This window comes from Tenacibaculum holothuriorum (genome assembly GCF_002120225.1).
Taxonomy (GTDB): domain Bacteria; phylum Bacteroidota; class Bacteroidia; order Flavobacteriales; family Flavobacteriaceae; genus Polaribacter; species Polaribacter holothuriorum.
On record NZ_LAPZ01000014.1, the window covers coordinates 104,354 to 122,101 of the forward strand.

A 17,748-nucleotide genomic window follows, 5' to 3' on the forward strand; every position below is an offset into this window, starting at 1 on the left:
TTATTCTCTTTAATAAGTTTTGGCTTGAAATTTGTTTTATTTTTGCCGCGTAAAATTTATTTAATGAGAAAATTAGTATACCTTTTAGTTTTATCTTTTATTGTATCAACAGGATACGCTCAAAAGAAATATAAAATAAGAACTGTAGCTTTTTATAATTTAGAAAACCTTTTTGATCCTATTAATGATCCAGAAAAAGATGATGAAAAAAGTCCAATTATGGAAATGGAAGGAAATAGAGAGGAAGTATATCAGAAAAAATTAGAGAAATTGAGTGATGTTATTTCTCAATTGGGTTCTGAGAAAGCTAAAACGAGTCCGGCTATATTAGGTGTTGCTGAGATAGAAAATAAAAAAGTTTTAGAAGATTTAATCAAAACTGAAAAATTGAAAAAGAAGCATTATGGAATTATCCATTTTGATTCTCCAGATAAAAGAGGAATTGATGTAGCATTATTATATCAAAAAAGGTATTTTAAGCCTGTTCATTATGAGGCTTTTAACCCGAATATTTATGATAAAAATAGAAAAGTTTATACTCGTGATATTTTGTTAGTGTCTGGATATTTAGATGATGAGTTAGTACATATTATTGTTAACCACTGGCCTTCAAGAAGAGGAGGTGAAGCTAAGAGCAGACCTTTAAGAGAAAAAGCAGCTTATAAAGTTGGGCAAATTATTGAAAAAATTAAGGAGAATGATCCAAACGCTAAGGTGATAATTATGGGAGACTTTAATGATGACCCAATCAATTCTAGTTTTAAAAAGGTGCTTAAAACTAAAACTAAGAAAAAGAATGTTGATAAAGGAGAAATTTATAATCCTTATGAAGACATGTTCCGTAGAGGTTTTAATACATTAGGGTATAGAGATAATATTAATTTATTCGATCAAATATTAATTACATCTCCATTATTAGATAAAGGAGGGAAGGATTTCTCTGATTATAAAATGTTTAAATCAGGTATTTTTAATAAGCGTTTCTTAACTCAAAAGAAAGGGCGTTATAAAGGGTATCCTTTTAGAAGTTTTAGTAACGGGAGATTTACTGGCGGATATAGTGATCATTATCCAGTATATATGTACTTAATTAAAGAAAAGAATTAATAAAATTAAAAGGTTAGCAAATTTGCTAACCTTTTAATTTTTACATAAGTCTTCTAAGTAATTGTTCATTCTTAGTTGAAAAAGTGTTCCTTTTAATAAGTCTTCAATTTGACCTAATTCAACTAAAGAAACTGCCATGCTTACTTTGTTAGATGGAGTTTGTAATAAAATAGATTTACAGTCTTTTCCTTTACTACAAGTAGCACATTTTTTTTGGTTTTTAGAATCTTCTATTTTTTCTAAAAACTCTTCAATTTCATCTTCTAATAAATGAAAACCAGTGTCTCTAAATATAATTTGAGTTAAATCGGTTTTAGTATGTGTCCATCGAAATGAAATTCCGATGATGTTATCATATATTCGAGTGATACTATCCATAATTTATGTAAATATGGACAAATATATAATTTATTTAGATTAAGTCTAAATAAAATCTTATTGAATGTCTTTTAATACTAATTGAAGTGATGTATAACCGTTCCATGTATTCTCATCTAAAGAATAAGCAATATTGAATTCATTTTGAATTGAATGTAGCTTGTCTCCAAGTCCAAAACCTATTGCATTATATGTTTTACGGTCAGAGCCATAAATAATATTGAGTTTTAAATGAGATTTATCTGTGCCAACTTGTTTTCCGAAACCATTATCTCTGACGTCTGTAGCTTTAAAAACGGGTTTCATGTTTTGAGGCCCAAAAGGCTCCATTTGTTTTAGAATTCTATAAAACTTAGGAGTGATATTCATTAAGTTTAACTCTGCATCAATGGAGATTTCTGGAATAAGTAACTCTTTGTCTATGGTTGATTTTACTACTTCTTCAAATTTTTGTTTAAAAGGAAGGTAGTTTTCTTTGGTAAGTGTAAGTCCAGCTGCATATTTATGGCCTCCAAATTGTTCAATAAAATCTGAACATTGCTCTAAAGCATTATAAACATCAAACCCTTTTACAGATCTTGCAGAAGCAGCTAGTTTATCACCGCTTTTTGTGAAAACTAAAGTAGGTCTGTAGTAAGTTTCAATTAAGCGAGAAGCAACAATACCAATAACCCCTTTATGCCAATTTTCATCATAAACGATGGTTGTGTAATTATCTTCTTCTTTGTTGTTTTTGATTTGTTGTAAAGCTTCTTCGGTTATTGATTTGTCAAGAACTTTTCTGTCGGAATTAAATTGTTCGATATTGTTTGCAACTTCAATTGCTGTATCAAAATCAAATTCAGTTAATAATTCTACGGCATAATTACCATGTTTAATTCTGCCTGCAGCATTAATTCTTGGAGCAATAGTAAAGACAACATCTGTAACTGTAAGTTGTTTCTTGTTAAGTTTGTTTATAAGGGCTTTAATTCCGTTTCGAGGATTAGAGTTAATTACCTCTAAACCGTAATAGGTAAGAATTCTGTTTTCACCAGTAATAGGAACAATATCTGCAGCAATGGCAGTAGCAACTAGGTCTAAATATTCAGCCAAATCTTCAATAGTTTGATTGTATTTTAAACCCAAAGATTGAATTAGTTTAAAACCAACTCCACAACCGCAAAGTTCTTTGTAAGGATAATCGCAATCAACTCTTTTGGGATTAAGAATAGCTACAGCTTTCGGAATTTCTTTTCCTGGTTTGTGATGATCGCAAATAATAAAATCAACTCCTTTTTCTTTTGCGTAGGCTACCTTTTCTATTGCTTTGATGCCACAATCTAAAGCTATAATAAGTGTAAAGTCATTGTCATGTGCAAAATCAATTCCTTTGTAAGAAACCCCATAACCTTCATCGTATCTATCTGGAATATAGGTTGCAATGTTTGGGTGAATAGTTCTTAAGTAAGAAGCCATTAAAGAAACTGCTGTGGTTCCATCAACATCATAATCACCATAAACAAGGATGTTTTCGTTGTTGGTAATAGCGGTTTCTATTCGTTTTACAGCGAGTTCCATATCTTTCATCAAATATGGATCGTGTAAATCGTTTAACGAAGGGCGAAAATATTTTTTAGCTTCATTAAAAGTAGTAATACCTCGTTGAACTAAAAGTATAGCCAAAGTTTTGTCTATGTTTAAAGCTTTGGCTAATGATAATGTTGTTTCGGTATTGGGTTGTTCTTTTAAAGTCCAACGCATTTTTTACTTGTTATGAAAATGAATATTGGTGTTTACTTTGGCAAATTGACGGAACATTTCCATAACACCACAGTATTTTTCAATAGATAAGTTTACGGCTTTAGTAATTTTCTTTTCGTCTAAATCAGTTCCGTAAAAATGATAATCTAATGTTACAGTATGATATGTTTTAGGATGTTCTTCTGTTAACTCTCCTTCAACTTCCATTTTGTAGTCGTCAAAAGACACTCTCATTTTATTTAATAGAGAAACTAAATCTAAACCAGAGCAACCTGCTAAACCAGAAAGCATCATTGCTTTTGGGCCTAAACCTTTGTTTGTTCCTCCGTTTTCTTCAGAAGTATCCATTAAAACAGTGTGTCCACTAGGATTGTCAGATTCAAATAGCATGTTTTCTTTCCAACTAGTTGTTATTTTATGAGAAGCCATATGTAAATATTTTTTTGTTTCTTGCGTAAGTTGTTTGTTGTTAAAGTCGACTTATAAAGCCGGTTCATTACACAAACTTACAGTAAAAAATTAGTATTAAAAATATAAAAATAAAACTATGCCATTAGTAACGCCATTAGATCCTAATCATGATGAAGAAACAAGAAGATTAGCCGATTTTTATAATGAAACATTAGGGTTTTGTCCTAATTCTGTTTTAACAATGCAGCGTCGTCCAGAAATATCAAAAGCATTTATCAATTTAAACAAAGCTGTAATGGCTAATCATGGTAGGGTAACATCTGCTTTAAAAAGAATGATTGCTTGGGTGAGTAGTAATGCTACAGGTTGCCGTTATTGTCAGGCACATGCTATTAGAGCTGCTGAACGTTATGGAGCAGAGCAAGAAAAATTAGATAATATTTGGGAGTATAAAACACATCCTGCTTTTTCAGAGGGAGAAAGAGCTGCGTTAGATTTTTCATTAGCAGCATCTATGGTTCCTAATATGGTTGATGAAGAGATTAAAAAAAGGTTGTATGAACATTGGAATGAAGGAGAAATTGTTGAAATGTTAGGAGTTATTTCTTTATTTGGTTATTTAAATAGATGGAACGATTCAATGGGAACAAGTATTGAAGATGGAGCAGTAGAATCTGGAGAGCAATACCTTGGTAAACATGGATGGAATAAAGGAAAACATGTTTAATTCTTCTTTGAAATCTAGAATTTAAAACTTATATTAGTAAAAAGAAAGCCTTTTCTAATTAGAAAAGGCTTTCTGTAAAAACCTTTCACTTTTTTTGAACACGAAAGGTTCCCCCCATAAGTCATCACCGTAATAGGTATGTACAAAGAAAATTGTTTCTGTGCATATACCTGTTGTGAAAAATGCAAACTTGTAAAAGATAATTGCACTTTTTGAGGCAATTTAATTTGTAAAATGATTTATGGAGAAGACCAGTTTTAAGCTTTTTGAAGAGATTCAAAAAGAACTTCCTAAAAATGTATTGTTAGTTGAAGCAATAGCAGATGCTTTAGATATTAGTAATGATGCTGCTTACCGTAGATTAAAAGGTAAAACAAATTTATCTTTTGATGAAGCTTTATTACTTGCTAAACAGTATAATATATCTATTAATAACCTTTATGAACTATCTGTAAACAATTCTTTTTACGTAGAAAAGAAAAGTTTCTTAAAATCTAAAGAAGGGTTAATTAACTTTTATAAAACTGAAGCTAAAAGTATTTTAAACTTTTCAAAGTATACAGATAGTAGAATAATAATAGGAGCTAAGCAGATACCTATTTATCATATTCCTTTTAATTCACTGTATTCTAAATTTCGTGTTTTTTTATATTTAAGAATGTCTACAAATGGATCTAGTTCTTTGTTGAGTAATTTATCATCCTTTAATATTGAGCATGATGTTCTTAAAGCTTCAAAAGAATTTAAAGATGTATTTAAGATTATAAATATTGAAGAAGTTTGGAGTGATGCTACTATTCATAATTGTTTAAATCAATTATATTATTTCTACAAAATCAATATTGTTAATAGAGATGAGGCTCTTTTAATGTGTGCTGAGATTAAGGAAATGATGAAGCAAATTGAATTTAAAGCTGTAAATGGTTTATGGAATGGTAATGATAAAAATAGCTATAGCTTGTATCATAATAAGCTACTTACTTTAAATAATATGGTGTATTTAAGTTCTGAAAATAAAAAGAAAGCCTTAATGCTTTATGATGGATTGTCGCATGTGGAAATTGAAGATGCTAGTGTATGCAATGAAATAGAAAGGTATTTTGAAAAAGTGATTCATTTTTCTAGTAAAATTTCAGGAAATGTAGAGGTAGCAAGAAGTTTGTTCTTTAGTTCGATGTATGAAAAAATAGCTATTTTAGAAAAACAAATAAAAGATGATAAAGAAATAGTGTCTGTGATATGGTAATGAAAAAACCTCGACAATCGTCGAGGTTTTTGGTTTTATGAATATTATAAAAAAATTACTTCTTCAATAAATCTCTGATTTCTGCAAGTAATTCTTCTTGAGAAGGTCCTTTTGGTGCTTCTGGAGCTGGTTCTTCTTTTTTCTTCATTGCATTAACACCTTTTACTATCATAAACATAACAAATGCAACAATAATAAAATCGATAACGTTGGTTAAGAATTCACCATACATAACAGCAACTTCTCCTGTTACTTTACCAGCATCATCTGCAACACCTTCTTTTATAATGTATTTCAAATCTTTAAAATCAGCATTAAATAATAATCCGATTAAAGGAGAAACAATTCCTCCAGTAAATGAAGCAACTACTTTGTTAAAAGCAGCACCCATAACAAAACCTACTGCAATGTCAACTAAATTGCCTTTCATTGCAAAGTCTTTAAACTCTTTGAGCATTCCCATGTTTTTTGATTTTTAATAGTTAAATGAAGTTGAAAAGTAACAAAAAATTACGATTTAACCAATCTTTTTACTCGTTGCGAAATAGCGGTAATTGTTTCATATGGAATAGTTTCGCACTTGTGAGCTATATATTCAATATGTTGTTGGTGGTTGAATATTATAACTTCGTCTCCTTCTTTACATTCAATTTTCGTAACATCAACCATAATCATATCCATACATACATTTCCAATAATAGGAGCTGGTTGGTTGTTGATGATTACAAATCCTTCTTTATTACCAAGTCTTCTTGAAATTCCATCGGCATGTCCAATAGGAATAGTTGCACTTCTAGTAGGTGAACTTGCAACAAAAGCTCTGTTGTATCCTACGGTTTCTCCAGGTTGTATTAAATGGATTTGAGATATAATTGATTTTAAACTATGCGTGTTTTTAAGTTGAGCGGTTACATCAGGATGGTTTCCAAAACCATACAAGCCAATACCTAAACGAACCATGTCGAATTGAGCTTGGGGGTAATTTATAATGCCAGATGTGTTTAAGATATGAATCATTGGTTCATAACCTAGATGTTCGTATATCTGCTTAACTATGTAAGCGAAATTATTTATTTGACCTACTGTGAATTCTTGCTCGTTAAAATCTTCACTAGCTGCTAAGTGTGAAAAAATAGATTTTACAACAATATTGTTTGAACTCTTTAAGGTTGAGATAATATTAGGAACATCGGTGTGCCAGAATCCTAAGCGATTTAATCCTGTATTAAATTTAATATGAACAGGGTAGTTCATTAAAGGAGCTTCGTCTGCTAATTTTATAAAAGCATCAAAAATTTTGAAGTTGTATAAGTTAGGTTCTAAACGGTGTTTTACAATATCCTTTAAATTCTGAATTTGCGGATGAAGAACAAGAATTGGTGTTTTAATTCCAGCTTCTCTCAAAACAATTCCTTCGTTAGAGTAAGCAACTGCAAAATAGTCTACCTTATCTTGAACGATTTTTGCTATTTCTACTGATTCACTTCCGTAGCCAAAAGCTTTTACTACAACTAAAGTTTTGGTTTCAGGTTGTAGTTTTTGTTTAAAATAGTCTAAGTTGTGTAAAACTGCATTTGCATCAATTTCAAGAACGGTAACGTGATTATTCATTGCTAGCTTCTTCTTCGTTAATAATTTGTTGGTCTTTCATTGCTTTGTAGTAAGCAGCTCTACTAAGAGGTTCGTATTCTTGAGTTTCTCCTAAGAATACTAAATCGTCACTTTGTGCTTTTCTATAACTATAATGAGCAAGGTTTCCTGTTCTAGTACAAACTGCATGTACTTTAGTAACATATTCTGCAGTAGCCATAAGTGCAGGCATTGGTCCAAACGGATTTCCTTTAAAATCCATATCTAAACCAGCGACAATAACGCGAATTCCCCTATTTGCTAAATCGTTACAAACAGCAACGATTTCATCATCAAAAAACTGCGCTTCATCAATTCCTACAACATCTACATCGTTAGCTAAAAGGCGAATGTTTGAAGATGCAGGTACAGGTGTAGATCTAATGCGATTATCGTTATGAGAAACTACTTCTTCTTCATCGTATCTAACATCTACTGCAGGTTTAAAAATCTCTACTCTTTGTTTTGCAAATTGTGCTCGTTTTAAGCGTCTAATTAATTCTTCTGTTTTCCCCGAGAACATTGAGCCGCAAATTACTTCTATCCACCCAAATTGCTCTGTATGATTTACTGTATTTTCAAGAAACATTTTGTAATTTTAAGCTCTGTTTATGAATTTTTATTTACTTTCGAACAAGAAACAAAATTATTAAAATTTATCAGCAAAAATTAAAAAGCAACAAGAACTTATGCACAAAAAATTAGCATCAGATTTAACCAGTTTAGCACACAGCATTTTAAAGATGAAAAATAAAGATGAAGTGTTTGCGTTGAAGCAAAAAGCTTACGAGGTTTATGAAAAACTATCGGTGTTAGCTTATGTAGAAGAGTATATTAATAATACTCCACACCCTACAAAAACAAAAGAGGAATTGTTGCAAGATGTAGCTTTAGCTTTTGATAAAAAAATAGAGGAAGAAGTAGTAGTTAACAAGGTTGAAACTCCGATCGCTGAGGAGGAGAAAATAGTTCATCATTTAGAAGAAGATAATAAAGAAGAGATAGATACGGTTGCTGAAGAAATAGCAGAAGATGTAATTGAAGATATCGTTGAAGAGAAGATTGCAATGAAGATGGTTGAGGAAATTATTGAACAACCATTTGACGAGATACAAGAAATGTTATTTGGAGATGATGATGTAAAGAACGATGTTAAAGATGTGGGAGAAAAGAAAACTGCTACCTTAGAAGAAGAGCTTCAAGATACATTACCAGTAGATGTTATGGCAAATCTGTTTGAAAAAGCGGAGCCTAAAAAAACATTGAACGACCATTTACAAAGTTCAATTCAAATAGGATTGAATGATCGAATTGCTTTTGTAAAACATTTGTTTGATGGAGATCAAGCAGATTTTAATAGAGTAATATCCCAGTTAAATACGTTTAAAACAGAAAAAGAAGCGAAAAAGTTTATCAATAAAATGGTTAAACCAGATTATGATTGGTCTGAAAAAGAAGAATACGAAGCACGATTGTTAGAAATTATTGAAAGGAAATTTGCATAACTTCATATTTATGATGTTATATGTATCTTTGAGGTCTTAAAATTTAGAGAGATGTTTACAGAAAAAGCAAATAAAATATTTGAAGAAGTTATAAACGATTATCATGTAAAAGATGATGTGTATCAAGAGTTCAATAATAAATATGATAAAGAAGAAGACTTACTAGCTTTTTTACTGTATAGAAAATGCTGGATAGATACTGTGCAGTGGCATTATGAAGATATAATTAGAGATCCGAATATAGAGCCTGTTGCTGCTTTAGATTTAAAAAGGAAAATAGATGCATCTAATCAAGATAGAACTGATATGGTTGAGTATATAGATAGCTATTTTCTTGATAAATATAAAGAGGTTGTAGCTAAGGAAAAAGCTACAATAAATACAGAAAGTCCTGCTTGGGGAGTAGATCGTTTGTCGATTTTGGCATTAAAGATTTACCACATGAATGAAGAAGCTACACGTAAAGACGCAAGTGATGAGCACAAAGCTTCTTGTCAGAAAAAACTAGATGTTTTATTAGAACAAAGAGTAGATTTATCTACAGCAATTGATACATTATTAAATGATATTGCTAATGGCGATAAGTACATGAAAGTGTATAAACAGATGAAAATGTACAATGACGATGAATTGAATCCGGTATTACGTTCAAAAAAATAAAATATAAGTTCGGTTGGATTCACCAAAACATATTTTAGTAATACGTCTCTCTGCAATGGGAGACGTTGCTATGTCTGCTCCGATTATAAAATCGTTAGTAGAACAAAATCCTCTAGTTAAAATCACAGTGTTAACTAGAGGTTTTTTTAAGCCTTTTTTTGAAGATATTCCCAATGTTCGTGTTGTAATTCCTGATTTAAAAGGGGGGCATAAAGGATTTTTTGGGCTTGTGAAGTTGTATAAGGAATTGTCTAAACAATCGTTTGATGCAGTTGCTGATTTGCACAATGTGCTTCGATCTAAGGTACTTGTAGGTTTATTTCGATTAAGCGGAGTGCGATGTGTTCAACTTGATAAAGGAAGAAGCGAAAAAAAGCAGTTAACTACATTAAAAGTTAAGAAACTACATCAACTTCCGTCTATGCATGAGCGTTACGCAAAGGTGTTTCGTAAGCTAGGTTTTAAAATTGAGTTAGGAACTGGTTTTAAAGAAAAGGCTGAAATTACTAATGAGTTTAGAGAAGTGTTTAAGGACAAAAAACTTGTTGGTTTTGCTCCTTTTGCAGCATTTAAAGGGAAATCTTTTTCAGTAGAAAAAACAAAAGAATTATTAAAAGAACTTTCTGTAGTTGAGCAAACTACTGTTTTGTTGTTTGGTGGAGGGGGAAAAGAGAAAGCAATTTTGGAAGAAATAGCAGCTGATTATGAAAATGTAATTTCTATGGTTGGTAAAATATCGTTTGTAAAAGAATTAGAAATAATTTCTAACTTAGATACGATGATAGCTATGGATTCTGGGAATGGTCATCTAGCAGCAATGTACGGGGTGCCGGTAATTACTGTTTGGGGTGTAACACATCCGTGTTTGGGCTTTGTGCCGTATAACCAACCTAAAGAAAATCAGATATTGCCTGACTTAGAAAGGTTTCCGTTAGTGCCTACTTCTGTATATGGTAATAAATCTCCAGAAAATTACTTAGATTGCATAGCGTCTATTGATAGTAAAAATCTCGTAAAAAGAGTACGATTAATATTAACCTAAACTATTTATAAAAATGAAAAAGTCAATTTTACTTCTATTGTTATTTGTTGGTTCTTTAGCTTTATCTGCACAAGATAATTCAAAAAAGATTGAATTAAATAAAGTCTTTGGAGGTTATACTTTTAAGCAAGATGGCAAGCATTTATCGTTTTCTCAAGTTGCTGACTTAATGAAGAATAATCAAGAAGCATATAAAATTATTCAATCTGCAAAGTCTAATAAAACTTGGGCAACGGTTTTAGGAGTTGCTGGTGGAGCTTTAATAGGTTGGCCAATAGGAACTGCTATTGGTGGTGGAGATGCTAAATGGGAATTAGCAGCTATTGGGGCAGGATTAGTTGGGATAGCAATTCCAATTTCTAACGGATTTAACAAAAAATCTAAAAGAGCAGTTGAGTTATATAATAACGGATTACAAACATCTGCGTCTAGTTTTAATCCATCAATTCAGTTAAAGTTAAAAGGAAACGGACTAGGTTTAGCTTTACAGTTTTAATGTTAAAGAGGCTTGTAAATAAAATTTTAATTTTAACTAGTATTCTATTGTTTTATAATTGCAAATCGACTTATAAAACTGAATCATTTAATCGTAATGAAGTTCCAAATGAACCACAATATTCAAAAGTGAGTTCATGGGCAATTACGCCTAATTCGTATCAAGAAAACTTCAGAAAATACGCACCAAAAAACATCGACTCATTAAAAGTTGATGTTTTTTATATATATCCAACAGTAAATACAAGTAAAAGAGATGTTCGTTGGAATGTACCTATTGAAGATGAAAAGCAAAATGATAAAGTAATTAATAAAGCAGTGTTGTTTCAAGCTTCAGCTTTTGCTGGAGTTGGTAAGATTTATGCTCCTTTGTATAGGCAAGCACATTATCGTTCTTTTTTTAAGAAATTTAAAAAAGAAGGAGATCAAGCGTTAAAGTTAGCGTATTTAGATGTTAAAAGAGCTTTTCAGTATTATCTTGAAAATTATAATAACAACCGACCAATAATAATTGTTGGTCATAGTCAGGGGGCTACACACGCTATTCAATTATTGAAAGATTTTTTTGATGAAACTCAACTGAAAGAGAAGTTAGTTGCAGCATACATTCCTGGAATGAGAGTAAAGCCAGATGAGTTTAAAAATATCCAACCAATGAATGCTCCGGATGAAGTTGGAGGATTTGTTTCTTGGAACACCTATAAAAAAGGATTTTACCCAAAACCAAAAGATTGGTATAAAGGAAGTGTAACTACAAATCCAGTAACTTGGAATGAGGAGAAAGAAACAGAATATTTACAACACAAAGGTTTTTTATATACAAATGAAAAGTTGTATAAAAACTCGATTAAAACTCAGGTTACAGATGGCTTAATTTGGATTAGCACTCCAAAATTTCCATTAAGATTCTTTGCGTCTTTTGTGCGTAATTTTCATTCAGGAGATATCAATCTTTTTTGGCAAGATGTAAAAGAGAATGTGCAATTAAGAGCAGAAACTTGGTTGAGAAAAAACAAATAGTCTTTCTGTAGTTTAAACTCTAAAAGTTAACATAGGTCTTATAGCACTTTTAGATAAATGTTTTGTAATACTACCATTAAAGATATGAGACAGCCCACTTCTTCCATGAGTAGCTAAGGCAATTACGTCGGCTTCAATGTCTTTAGAGAAATTAAGAATTCCTTGTTCAATAGAGTTGTCGTTGTAAACATTTACCGAGTATTTCGGTATGTCGTATTTGCTAACAAAAGATTCTATTTTCTTTTTAGAGTCTTGTGTGTTTTCAAATTTTTGAGGTGTGTTTACTTTTAGCAAATGAATTTTGCTTTTAAAATCTTTAGCAAAATCTAGAAAACGTTCAAAAGCTCTGTTTTTACTTGGTTTAAAACTAGAGGCAAAAACTATGTTTTTAGGTTTGAAATTGTCGTCATCTTTTTTAGTAACTAGTACAGGTATTTCAGAATTTCTAACAACTTTTTCTGTGTTTGATCCAATTAACATTTCTTCAATGTCAGTATGACCTTTAGTGCCCATAGTGATTAAATCTGCTCCCGATTTTTTAGCATAATCTCTAATCCCTTCATAAGGGTTTTGAAATCGAATAGCATGCTTAACATCTTCATTTTTAGGAAAGAATTCTTGTTTCCAATCTAGCATTTTATCTCTAACTTTTCTTATGTATAACATGCTTTCTGGAATACTGAAGTTTGCACCTCCACCCATGTCAACAATTCCTGATGGAAGTTCAATCATATGAAGCAAGTGAACCTCACTATTTGTCTTTTTTGCCATTTTAGCGGCTAACTTTGCTGCATATTCAGAATGTTTAGAAAAATCGATAGGAACAAGTATTTTTTTCATAATGGTAAGATTTAAAGATAGATAGCGTTTTAAATTTACTGAAAAAAAACCAAAAACTCAAGCTATTTGTGTATTAATGAATAACTTACTATATTTGCAACGAATTTATTACATGATAGATGCAGGGGACGAAAGTCCCCTCTTTTTATACCTAAGATGGATCAAGAAAGAGTACGAGAATTATTACAAGGAGCTTTAGATGAAAACGATACGTTGTTTTTAATCGATTTGCAGTTTCTTGCTAATAGTAAAATTAAGGTAATTGTTGACGGAGATTCAGGAGTGCCATTAAGTGAATGTGTAAGAATTAGTAGAGCTATAGAGCATAACTTAGATAGAGAAGAAGAAGATTTTTCTTTAGAAGTTACAACGCCAGATATAGCTCATCCATTAAAGTTACAACGTCAGTATAAAAAGAATTTAAATAGAATTCTTAAGGTTAAAACAGCAACCGAAGAATTTGAAGGAACGTTAACCGAAGCAACAGGTGAAAACATTACATTGTTTTGGAAAGCAAGAGAACCTAAACCAATAGGTAAAGGAAAGCATACGGTAGAAAAAACACAAGTTTTAGCGTATAGCGATATTATAGAAGCAAAAGTGAAGATTATATTTTAATAAGATAATGAAATGGAAAATATTGCGTTAATTGAATCATTTTCAGATTTTAAAGATAACAAAAGTATAGACAGAGTAACACTAATGTCTATTTTAGAAGAAGTGTTTCGTGCTGCTTTAAAACGAAAGTTTGGTTCAGACGATAATTTTGATATTATTATCAACCCAGATAAAGGAGATTTAGAAATTTGGAGAAACCGTGTGGTAGTAGCTGACGGATTTTCAGAAGATGATAACGAAGAAATTGAGTTGTCAGAAGCAAGAAAAATAGAACCAGATTTCGAAATTGGAGAAGATGTATCTGAAGAGGTGAAGTTAATAGATTTAGGTAGACGTGCAATTTTAGCATTACGTCAAAACTTAATCTCTAAAATTCACGAACACGATAGTACAAACGTATTTAAGCAATTTAAAGATTTAGAAGGAGAAATCTATAGTGCAGAAGTTCATCATATTCGTCATAATGCAGTAATTTTGTTAGATGATGAAGGAAACGAGATTGTGTTGCCTAAGAGTGAGCAAATCCGATCTGATTTCTTTAGAAAAGGTGATGCTGTAAGAGGGGTAATTAAGTCGGTAGAATTAAGAGGTAATAAACCTGCAATTATTTTATCGAGAACATCTCCTAATTTCTTAGTGAAATTATTTGAACAAGAAATTCCTGAAGTATTTGATGGTTTAATTACTATTGAAGGAGTAGCTAGAATACCAGGAGATAAAGCTAAGATAGCTGTAGATTCTTATGATGATAGAATCGATCCAGTTGGAGCTTGTGTTGGTGTAAAAGGATCTCGTATTCACGGTATTGTTCGTGAGTTAGGAAACGAAAATATTGATGTAATCAATTTCACTAAAAACGAAAACTTATTTATTGCAAGAGCGTTAAGCCCAGCAAAAGTAACTTCTGTAGAAATTGAAAAATTCGAAGAAGAGAAAGATGGTAAAAAAGGACGTGTAAACGTTTTATTAAAGCCAGAAGAAGTTTCTAAAGCTATTGGGCGTGCTGGTGTAAATATTCGTTTGGCAAGTCAATTAACAGGTTACGAGATTGATGTTCAGAGAGAAGGAATCGAAGAAGAAGATGTAGAGTTAACAGAATTCTCAGACGAAATCGAAGCTTGGGTAATTGAAGAGTTTAAGAAAATTGGTCTAGATACTGCAAAGAGTGTTTTAGAAAAAGACGTTACAATGTTAGTGCAAAGAACCGATTTAGAAGAAGAAACAATTTTAGATGTTCAACGAATTTTAAGAGAAGAATTCGAAGACTAATAAAAGTATAAGGAGCTCAGCTTCCTTAAAACAAACAGCTGACCATTTAAGAAAGAAAGCATAACTATACCAAAGTTATAAAGTGTGCTTTTTGAATAAAAAGTATAAAACAATATATGGCTGAAGGCAAAAAATTAAGACTAAACAAAGTTTTAAGAGAATTAAACATTTCTTTAGACAGAGCTGTAGAACACTTAGCTAAAAATGGCTATGAAGTAGAAGCGCGTCCTACAACTAAAATTTCTGATGGCGAGTATCAGGTGTTGTTAGATGGTTTTCAAACAGATAAGTCTAAGAAAGTAGCTTCTAAAGAAGTAACTGAAGAGAAGAGAAAAGAAAAGGAAGCTATTCGTCAGCAATTAGAAGCAGAGCAAGAAAAAAAGCGCTTAGAAGAAGAGGCTAAAAAGCAAGAAGTACTTAAGGCTAAGGCTGAAAAGTTAGAGATAAAAACTGTTGGTAAAATTGATATTGATAGCGGTAAAGCTGTTGAAGAAAAAGCGCCAGTAGTAGAGGAGAAAAAAGAAGAAGCTCCAGTTAAAGAAGAAAAAGTAACTGAAGAGTCTAAAAAAGAGGTTAAAAAAGAAGAGGTTGTTAAACCTGTTGAAGAAAAACCTGTTGTTGAAGCTAAGAAAGTTGAAGAACCTAAAAAAGAAGAGGCTCAGAAGCCTAAGGTTGTTAAAGAGGTAAAAAAGCAACCAGTAAAACCAATTGATGTAGCTTCTAAAAAGGTTGAAGCTAAAAAGCAACCAGAAGTTAAAAAAGAAAAAGCACCTGAGGTTACTGCTGAGAATGCAGAGAAAATTAAAACTCAGTACAAAAAGCTTGATGGTCCTAAAATTACAGGTCAAAAAATTGATTTAAAACAATTTGAAAGACCTAAGAAGAAAAAGCCAGATGCTAAAACTGATAATAAGAATGCTGATGCTAAAAAGAAGCGTAAAAGAATTAGCAAACCTGGTGCAGGTGGTAATTCAAATGCTCAAGGAAATCAGCAAGGAGGAAACCGAGGTGGTCAAAACCGCGGAGGTCAAAACCAAAATAGAGGAGGAAACCGTGGCGGTCAAAACCGTGGTAGAGGACGTCGCCCTGTAGTTCAAAAAGAAGAGTTAACAGAAGCAGAAATCCAAAAGCAAGTAAGAGAAACCTTAGAAAAATTACAAGGTAAATCTAAAAAAGGTAAGGGAGCTAAGTACCGTAGAGACAAGCGTGATGCTCACCGTCAGCAGGCAGAAGCAGAAATGCAAGCTTCTCAAGAAAAGGTGTTAAAAGTAACAGAGTTTGTTACAGTTAGTGAAATTGCTACAATGATGGATAAGCCAGTTACTGAAATTATATCTGCTTGTATGATGTTAGGTATGATGGTGACGATGAACCAACGTTTAGATGCTGAAACTTTACAAATAGTTGCTGAAGAATTTAACTACAAAGTAGAATTCGTAGGAGCTGAGGTAGAAGAGTCTATCGAAGAGATTGAAGATAAACCAGAAGATTTAGAGTTAAGAGCTCCAATCGTAACGGTAATGGGTCACGTGGATCATGGTAAAACTTCGTTATTAGATTATGTTCGTAAAGCAAATGTAATTGCTGGAGAAAGTGGAGGGATTACACAGCACATTGGTGCATATGGAGTAACGTTAGATGGAGGTCAAAAAATTGCCTTCTTAGATACTCCAGGTCACGAAGCCTTTACGGCAATGCGTGCTCGTGGTGCTCAGGTTACAGATATCGTTATTATTGTTATTGCAACAGATGATGATGTAATGCCACAAACAAAAGAGGCAATTTCTCACGCACAAGCAGCAGGAGTTCCTATCATATTTGCATTAAACAAGGTTGATAAACCAAATGCAAATCCAGATAATATTAGAACACAACTTTCATCTATGAACTTATTAGTTGAAGAATGGGGTGGTAGTTTCCAATCTCAAGAGATTTCAGCTAAAACAGGTTTAGGAATTGATGACTTATTAGAAAAAGTATTATTAGAGGCAGAAGTTTTAGAATTAAAAGCAAACCCTGATAAGAATGCAGTTGGTACTGTAGTTGAAGCGCAGTTAGATAAAGGTCGTGGGTATGTGTCAACAATATTAGTACAGGCAGGTACATTAAAAATTGGTGATTACTTATTAGCAGGTAAGCATAGTGGTAAGGTACGTGCAATGTTCGATGAGCGTGGTAATAAAGTTAAAGAAGCAGGTCCTTCTACACCAGTATCAATTTTAGGTTTAGATGGAGCTCCGCAAGCAGGAGATAAATTCAATGTATTTGATGATGAAAGAGAAGCGAAGCAAATCGCTGCTAAACGTTCTCAATTACAACGTGAGCAATCTGTAAGAACTCAAAAGACATTAACGTTAGACGAAATCGGTCGTCGTATTGCCTTAGGAGACTTCAAAGAATTGAATATTATCTTAAAAGGAGATGTAGATGGTTCAGTAGAAGCATTAACAGATTCTTTCCAGAAATTATCTACAGAAGAAATCCAAGTGAATATCTTACACAAAGGAGTTGGAGCAATTACCGAGTCTGATGTGTTATTAGCAACAGCTTCTGATGCAATTATTGTAGGATTTAATGTTCGTCCGCAAGGAAATGCTCGTGCAGTAGCAGATAGAGAAGAAGTAGATATCAGAACATATTCGATTATCTATGACGCAATCAACGATCTTAAAGATGCGATGGAAGGTATGTTATCTCCAGAGATGAAAGAAGAGGTGATTGGTAATGTTGAAATTAGAGAAGTTTATAAAATTTCTAAGGTTGGAAACATTGCAGGTTGTATGGTTCAGTCTGGTAAGATTACAAGAGATGCTAAAGTTAGAATTATCCGTGAAGGGATTGTTGTTCACGACGGAGAATTAGCTTCATTAAAGCGTTTTAAAGACGATGTAAAAGAAGTTACTAAAGGATACGATTGTGGATTACAAATTAAGAACTATAACGATATTAAAGAGTATGATACTTTAGAAGTTTATACTGAAGTAGCAGTTAAGAAAAAATTAAAGTAATATCTTTAATTAAGTCATAAAAAAAGGAGATCTAAATTTAGATCTCCTTT

General features: G+C 32.1%; 18 protein-coding genes. 11 read left to right on the top strand and 7 right to left on the bottom strand.

The annotated features are described in order from the left end of the window. The first annotated feature begins 63 nt into the window (after positions 1 to 63). Positions 64 to 1,107 (top strand): endonuclease/exonuclease/phosphatase family protein, encoded by a 1,044-nt coding sequence (locus WH52_RS13070; protein ID WP_086031404.1) that lies wholly within the window; start codon positions 64 to 66, stop codon positions 1,105 to 1,107. A gap of 33 nt (positions 1,108 to 1,140) precedes the next feature. Here WH52_RS13070 and WH52_RS13075 read toward each other — a convergent pair whose 3' ends face one another. The 3 genes from WH52_RS13075 to WH52_RS13085 are packed head-to-tail and all read right to left on the bottom strand — an operon-like array spanning position 1,141 to position 3,657. Next, a complete protein-coding gene (locus tag WH52_RS13075; RefSeq protein ID WP_086031405.1) occupies positions 1,141 to 1,485 on the bottom strand; it encodes a hypothetical protein in 345 nt (114 codons plus the stop codon). Between the two features lie 57 nt (positions 1,486 to 1,542). Next, complete coding sequence (gene recJ, locus WH52_RS13080; protein WP_086031406.1) at positions 1,543 to 3,228, bottom strand: single-stranded-DNA-specific exonuclease RecJ; 1,686 nt, start codon at positions 3,226 to 3,228, stop codon at positions 1,543 to 1,545. Between the two features lie 3 nt (positions 3,229 to 3,231). Beyond that, positions 3,232 to 3,657, bottom strand: a complete 426-nt coding sequence (locus WH52_RS13085) for an OsmC family protein (protein ID WP_086031407.1) — start codon at positions 3,655 to 3,657, stop codon at positions 3,232 to 3,234. A 118-nt stretch (positions 3,658 to 3,775) separates the two neighbouring features. On the opposite strand from WH52_RS13085, the gene WH52_RS13090 reads away from it, so the two are divergent. Both WH52_RS13090 and WH52_RS13095 read left to right on the top strand, forming a co-directional pair. Then, entirely contained in the window at positions 3,776 to 4,366 is a 591-nt protein-coding gene (locus tag WH52_RS13090; protein ID WP_086031408.1) for a carboxymuconolactone decarboxylase family protein, read from the top strand. Positions 4,367 to 4,607: 241 nt separating this feature from the next. Next, complete coding sequence (locus WH52_RS13095; protein ID WP_086031409.1) at positions 4,608 to 5,612, top strand: hypothetical protein; 1,005 nt, start codon at positions 4,608 to 4,610, stop codon at positions 5,610 to 5,612. A gap of 55 nt (positions 5,613 to 5,667) precedes the next feature. Here WH52_RS13095 and mscL read toward each other — a convergent pair whose 3' ends face one another. Genes mscL through WH52_RS13110 form a run of 3 tightly spaced genes read right to left on the bottom strand, consistent with a single transcriptional unit; the run spans position 5,668 to position 7,830 of the window. Beyond that, entirely contained in the window at positions 5,668 to 6,069 is a 402-nt protein-coding gene (gene mscL / locus WH52_RS13100; protein ID WP_198938443.1) for a large-conductance mechanosensitive channel protein MscL, read from the bottom strand. A gap of 53 nt (positions 6,070 to 6,122) precedes the next feature. Then, complete coding sequence (gene alr, locus WH52_RS13105) at positions 6,123 to 7,223, bottom strand: alanine racemase (RefSeq protein WP_086031411.1); 1,101 nt, start codon at positions 7,221 to 7,223, stop codon at positions 6,123 to 6,125. Further along, positions 7,216 to 7,830, bottom strand: a complete 615-nt coding sequence (locus WH52_RS13110; RefSeq protein ID WP_086031412.1) for a thymidine kinase — start codon at positions 7,828 to 7,830, stop codon at positions 7,216 to 7,218. Before WH52_RS13110 ends, alr begins: the two co-directional genes overlap by 8 nt. Before the next feature lie 100 nt (positions 7,831 to 7,930). On the opposite strand from WH52_RS13110, the gene WH52_RS13115 reads away from it, so the two are divergent. Genes WH52_RS13115 through WH52_RS13135 form a run of 5 tightly spaced genes read left to right on the top strand, consistent with a single transcriptional unit; the run spans position 7,931 to position 11,963 of the window. Next, positions 7,931 to 8,746: a hypothetical protein gene (locus WH52_RS13115; RefSeq protein ID WP_086031413.1), complete on the top strand. Its 816-nt coding sequence runs from the start codon at positions 7,931 to 7,933 to the stop codon at positions 8,744 to 8,746. Positions 8,747 to 8,797: 51 nt separating this feature from the next. Continuing rightward, on the top strand, positions 8,798 to 9,406 hold the full coding sequence (locus tag WH52_RS13120; RefSeq protein ID WP_086031414.1) for a DUF4254 domain-containing protein: 609 nt from the start codon (positions 8,798 to 8,800) through the stop codon (positions 9,404 to 9,406). Positions 9,407 to 9,419: 13 nt separating this feature from the next. Further along, a complete protein-coding gene (locus WH52_RS13125) occupies positions 9,420 to 10,448 on the top strand; it encodes a glycosyltransferase family 9 protein (RefSeq protein ID WP_233131568.1) in 1,029 nt (342 codons plus the stop codon). A 13-nt stretch (positions 10,449 to 10,461) separates the two neighbouring features. Then, positions 10,462 to 10,944, top strand: a complete 483-nt coding sequence (locus WH52_RS13130) for a hypothetical protein (RefSeq protein WP_086031416.1) — start codon at positions 10,462 to 10,464, stop codon at positions 10,942 to 10,944. A gap of 47 nt (positions 10,945 to 10,991) precedes the next feature. Further along, positions 10,992 to 11,963: a DUF3089 domain-containing protein gene (locus tag WH52_RS13135; RefSeq protein WP_233131569.1), complete on the top strand. Its 972-nt coding sequence runs from the start codon at positions 10,992 to 10,994 to the stop codon at positions 11,961 to 11,963. A 12-nt stretch (positions 11,964 to 11,975) separates the two neighbouring features. Here WH52_RS13135 and WH52_RS13140 read toward each other — a convergent pair whose 3' ends face one another. After that, positions 11,976 to 12,803 carry a universal stress protein gene (locus WH52_RS13140; RefSeq protein WP_086031418.1) on the bottom strand — a complete coding sequence of 276 codons (828 nt, stop codon included), beginning with the start codon at positions 12,801 to 12,803 and terminating at the stop codon, positions 11,976 to 11,978. A gap of 156 nt (positions 12,804 to 12,959) precedes the next feature. On the opposite strand from WH52_RS13140, the gene rimP reads away from it, so the two are divergent. The 3 genes from rimP (at position 12,960) to infB (ending at position 17,698) form a co-directional block, all read left to right on the top strand. Beyond that, on the top strand, positions 12,960 to 13,421 hold the full coding sequence (gene rimP / locus WH52_RS13145) for a ribosome assembly cofactor RimP (protein ID WP_086031419.1): 462 nt from the start codon (positions 12,960 to 12,962) through the stop codon (positions 13,419 to 13,421). Between the two features lie 12 nt (positions 13,422 to 13,433). Continuing rightward, positions 13,434 to 14,690: a transcription termination factor NusA gene (gene nusA, locus WH52_RS13150; RefSeq protein WP_086031420.1), complete on the top strand. Its 1,257-nt coding sequence runs from the start codon at positions 13,434 to 13,436 to the stop codon at positions 14,688 to 14,690. 116 nt (positions 14,691 to 14,806) lie between these two features. After that, positions 14,807 to 17,698, top strand: coding sequence for a translation initiation factor IF-2 (gene infB / locus WH52_RS13155; protein ID WP_086031421.1), 2,892 nt, complete (start codon positions 14,807 to 14,809; stop codon positions 17,696 to 17,698). Positions 17,699 to 17,748 lie beyond the last annotated feature (50 nt).

Bases quoted from the DNA above. Each gene is read 5' to 3' on its own strand.
- WH52_RS13070 (WP_086031404.1), top strand. From the start codon at position 64: ATGAGAAAATTAGTATACCTTTTAGTTTTATCTTTTATTGTATCAACA.
- WH52_RS13075 (WP_086031405.1), bottom strand. From the start codon at position 1,485: ATGGATAGTATCACTCGAATATATGATAACATCATCGGAATTTCATTT.
- recJ (WP_086031406.1), bottom strand. From the start codon at position 3,228: ATGCGTTGGACTTTAAAAGAACAACCCAATACCGAAACAACATTATCA.
- WH52_RS13085 (WP_086031407.1), bottom strand. From the start codon at position 3,657: ATGGCTTCTCATAAAATAACAACTAGTTGGAAAGAAAACATGCTATTT.
- WH52_RS13090 (WP_086031408.1), top strand. From the start codon at position 3,776: ATGCCATTAGTAACGCCATTAGATCCTAATCATGATGAAGAAACAAGA.
- WH52_RS13095 (WP_086031409.1), top strand. From the start codon at position 4,608: ATGGAGAAGACCAGTTTTAAGCTTTTTGAAGAGATTCAAAAAGAACTT.
- mscL (WP_198938443.1), bottom strand. From the start codon at position 6,069: ATGCTCAAAGAGTTTAAAGACTTTGCAATGAAAGGCAATTTAGTTGAC.
- alr (WP_086031411.1), bottom strand. From the start codon at position 7,223: ATGAATAATCACGTTACCGTTCTTGAAATTGATGCAAATGCAGTTTTA.
- WH52_RS13110 (WP_086031412.1), bottom strand. From the start codon at position 7,830: ATGTTTCTTGAAAATACAGTAAATCATACAGAGCAATTTGGGTGGATA.
- WH52_RS13115 (WP_086031413.1), top strand. From the start codon at position 7,931: ATGCACAAAAAATTAGCATCAGATTTAACCAGTTTAGCACACAGCATT.
- WH52_RS13120 (WP_086031414.1), top strand. From the start codon at position 8,798: ATGTTTACAGAAAAAGCAAATAAAATATTTGAAGAAGTTATAAACGAT.
- WH52_RS13130 (WP_086031416.1), top strand. From the start codon at position 10,462: ATGAAAAAGTCAATTTTACTTCTATTGTTATTTGTTGGTTCTTTAGCT.
- WH52_RS13140 (WP_086031418.1), bottom strand. From the start codon at position 12,803: ATGAAAAAAATACTTGTTCCTATCGATTTTTCTAAACATTCTGAATAT.
- rimP (WP_086031419.1), top strand. From the start codon at position 12,960: ATGGATCAAGAAAGAGTACGAGAATTATTACAAGGAGCTTTAGATGAA.
- nusA (WP_086031420.1), top strand. From the start codon at position 13,434: ATGGAAAATATTGCGTTAATTGAATCATTTTCAGATTTTAAAGATAAC.
- infB (WP_086031421.1), top strand. From the start codon at position 14,807: ATGGCTGAAGGCAAAAAATTAAGACTAAACAAAGTTTTAAGAGAATTA.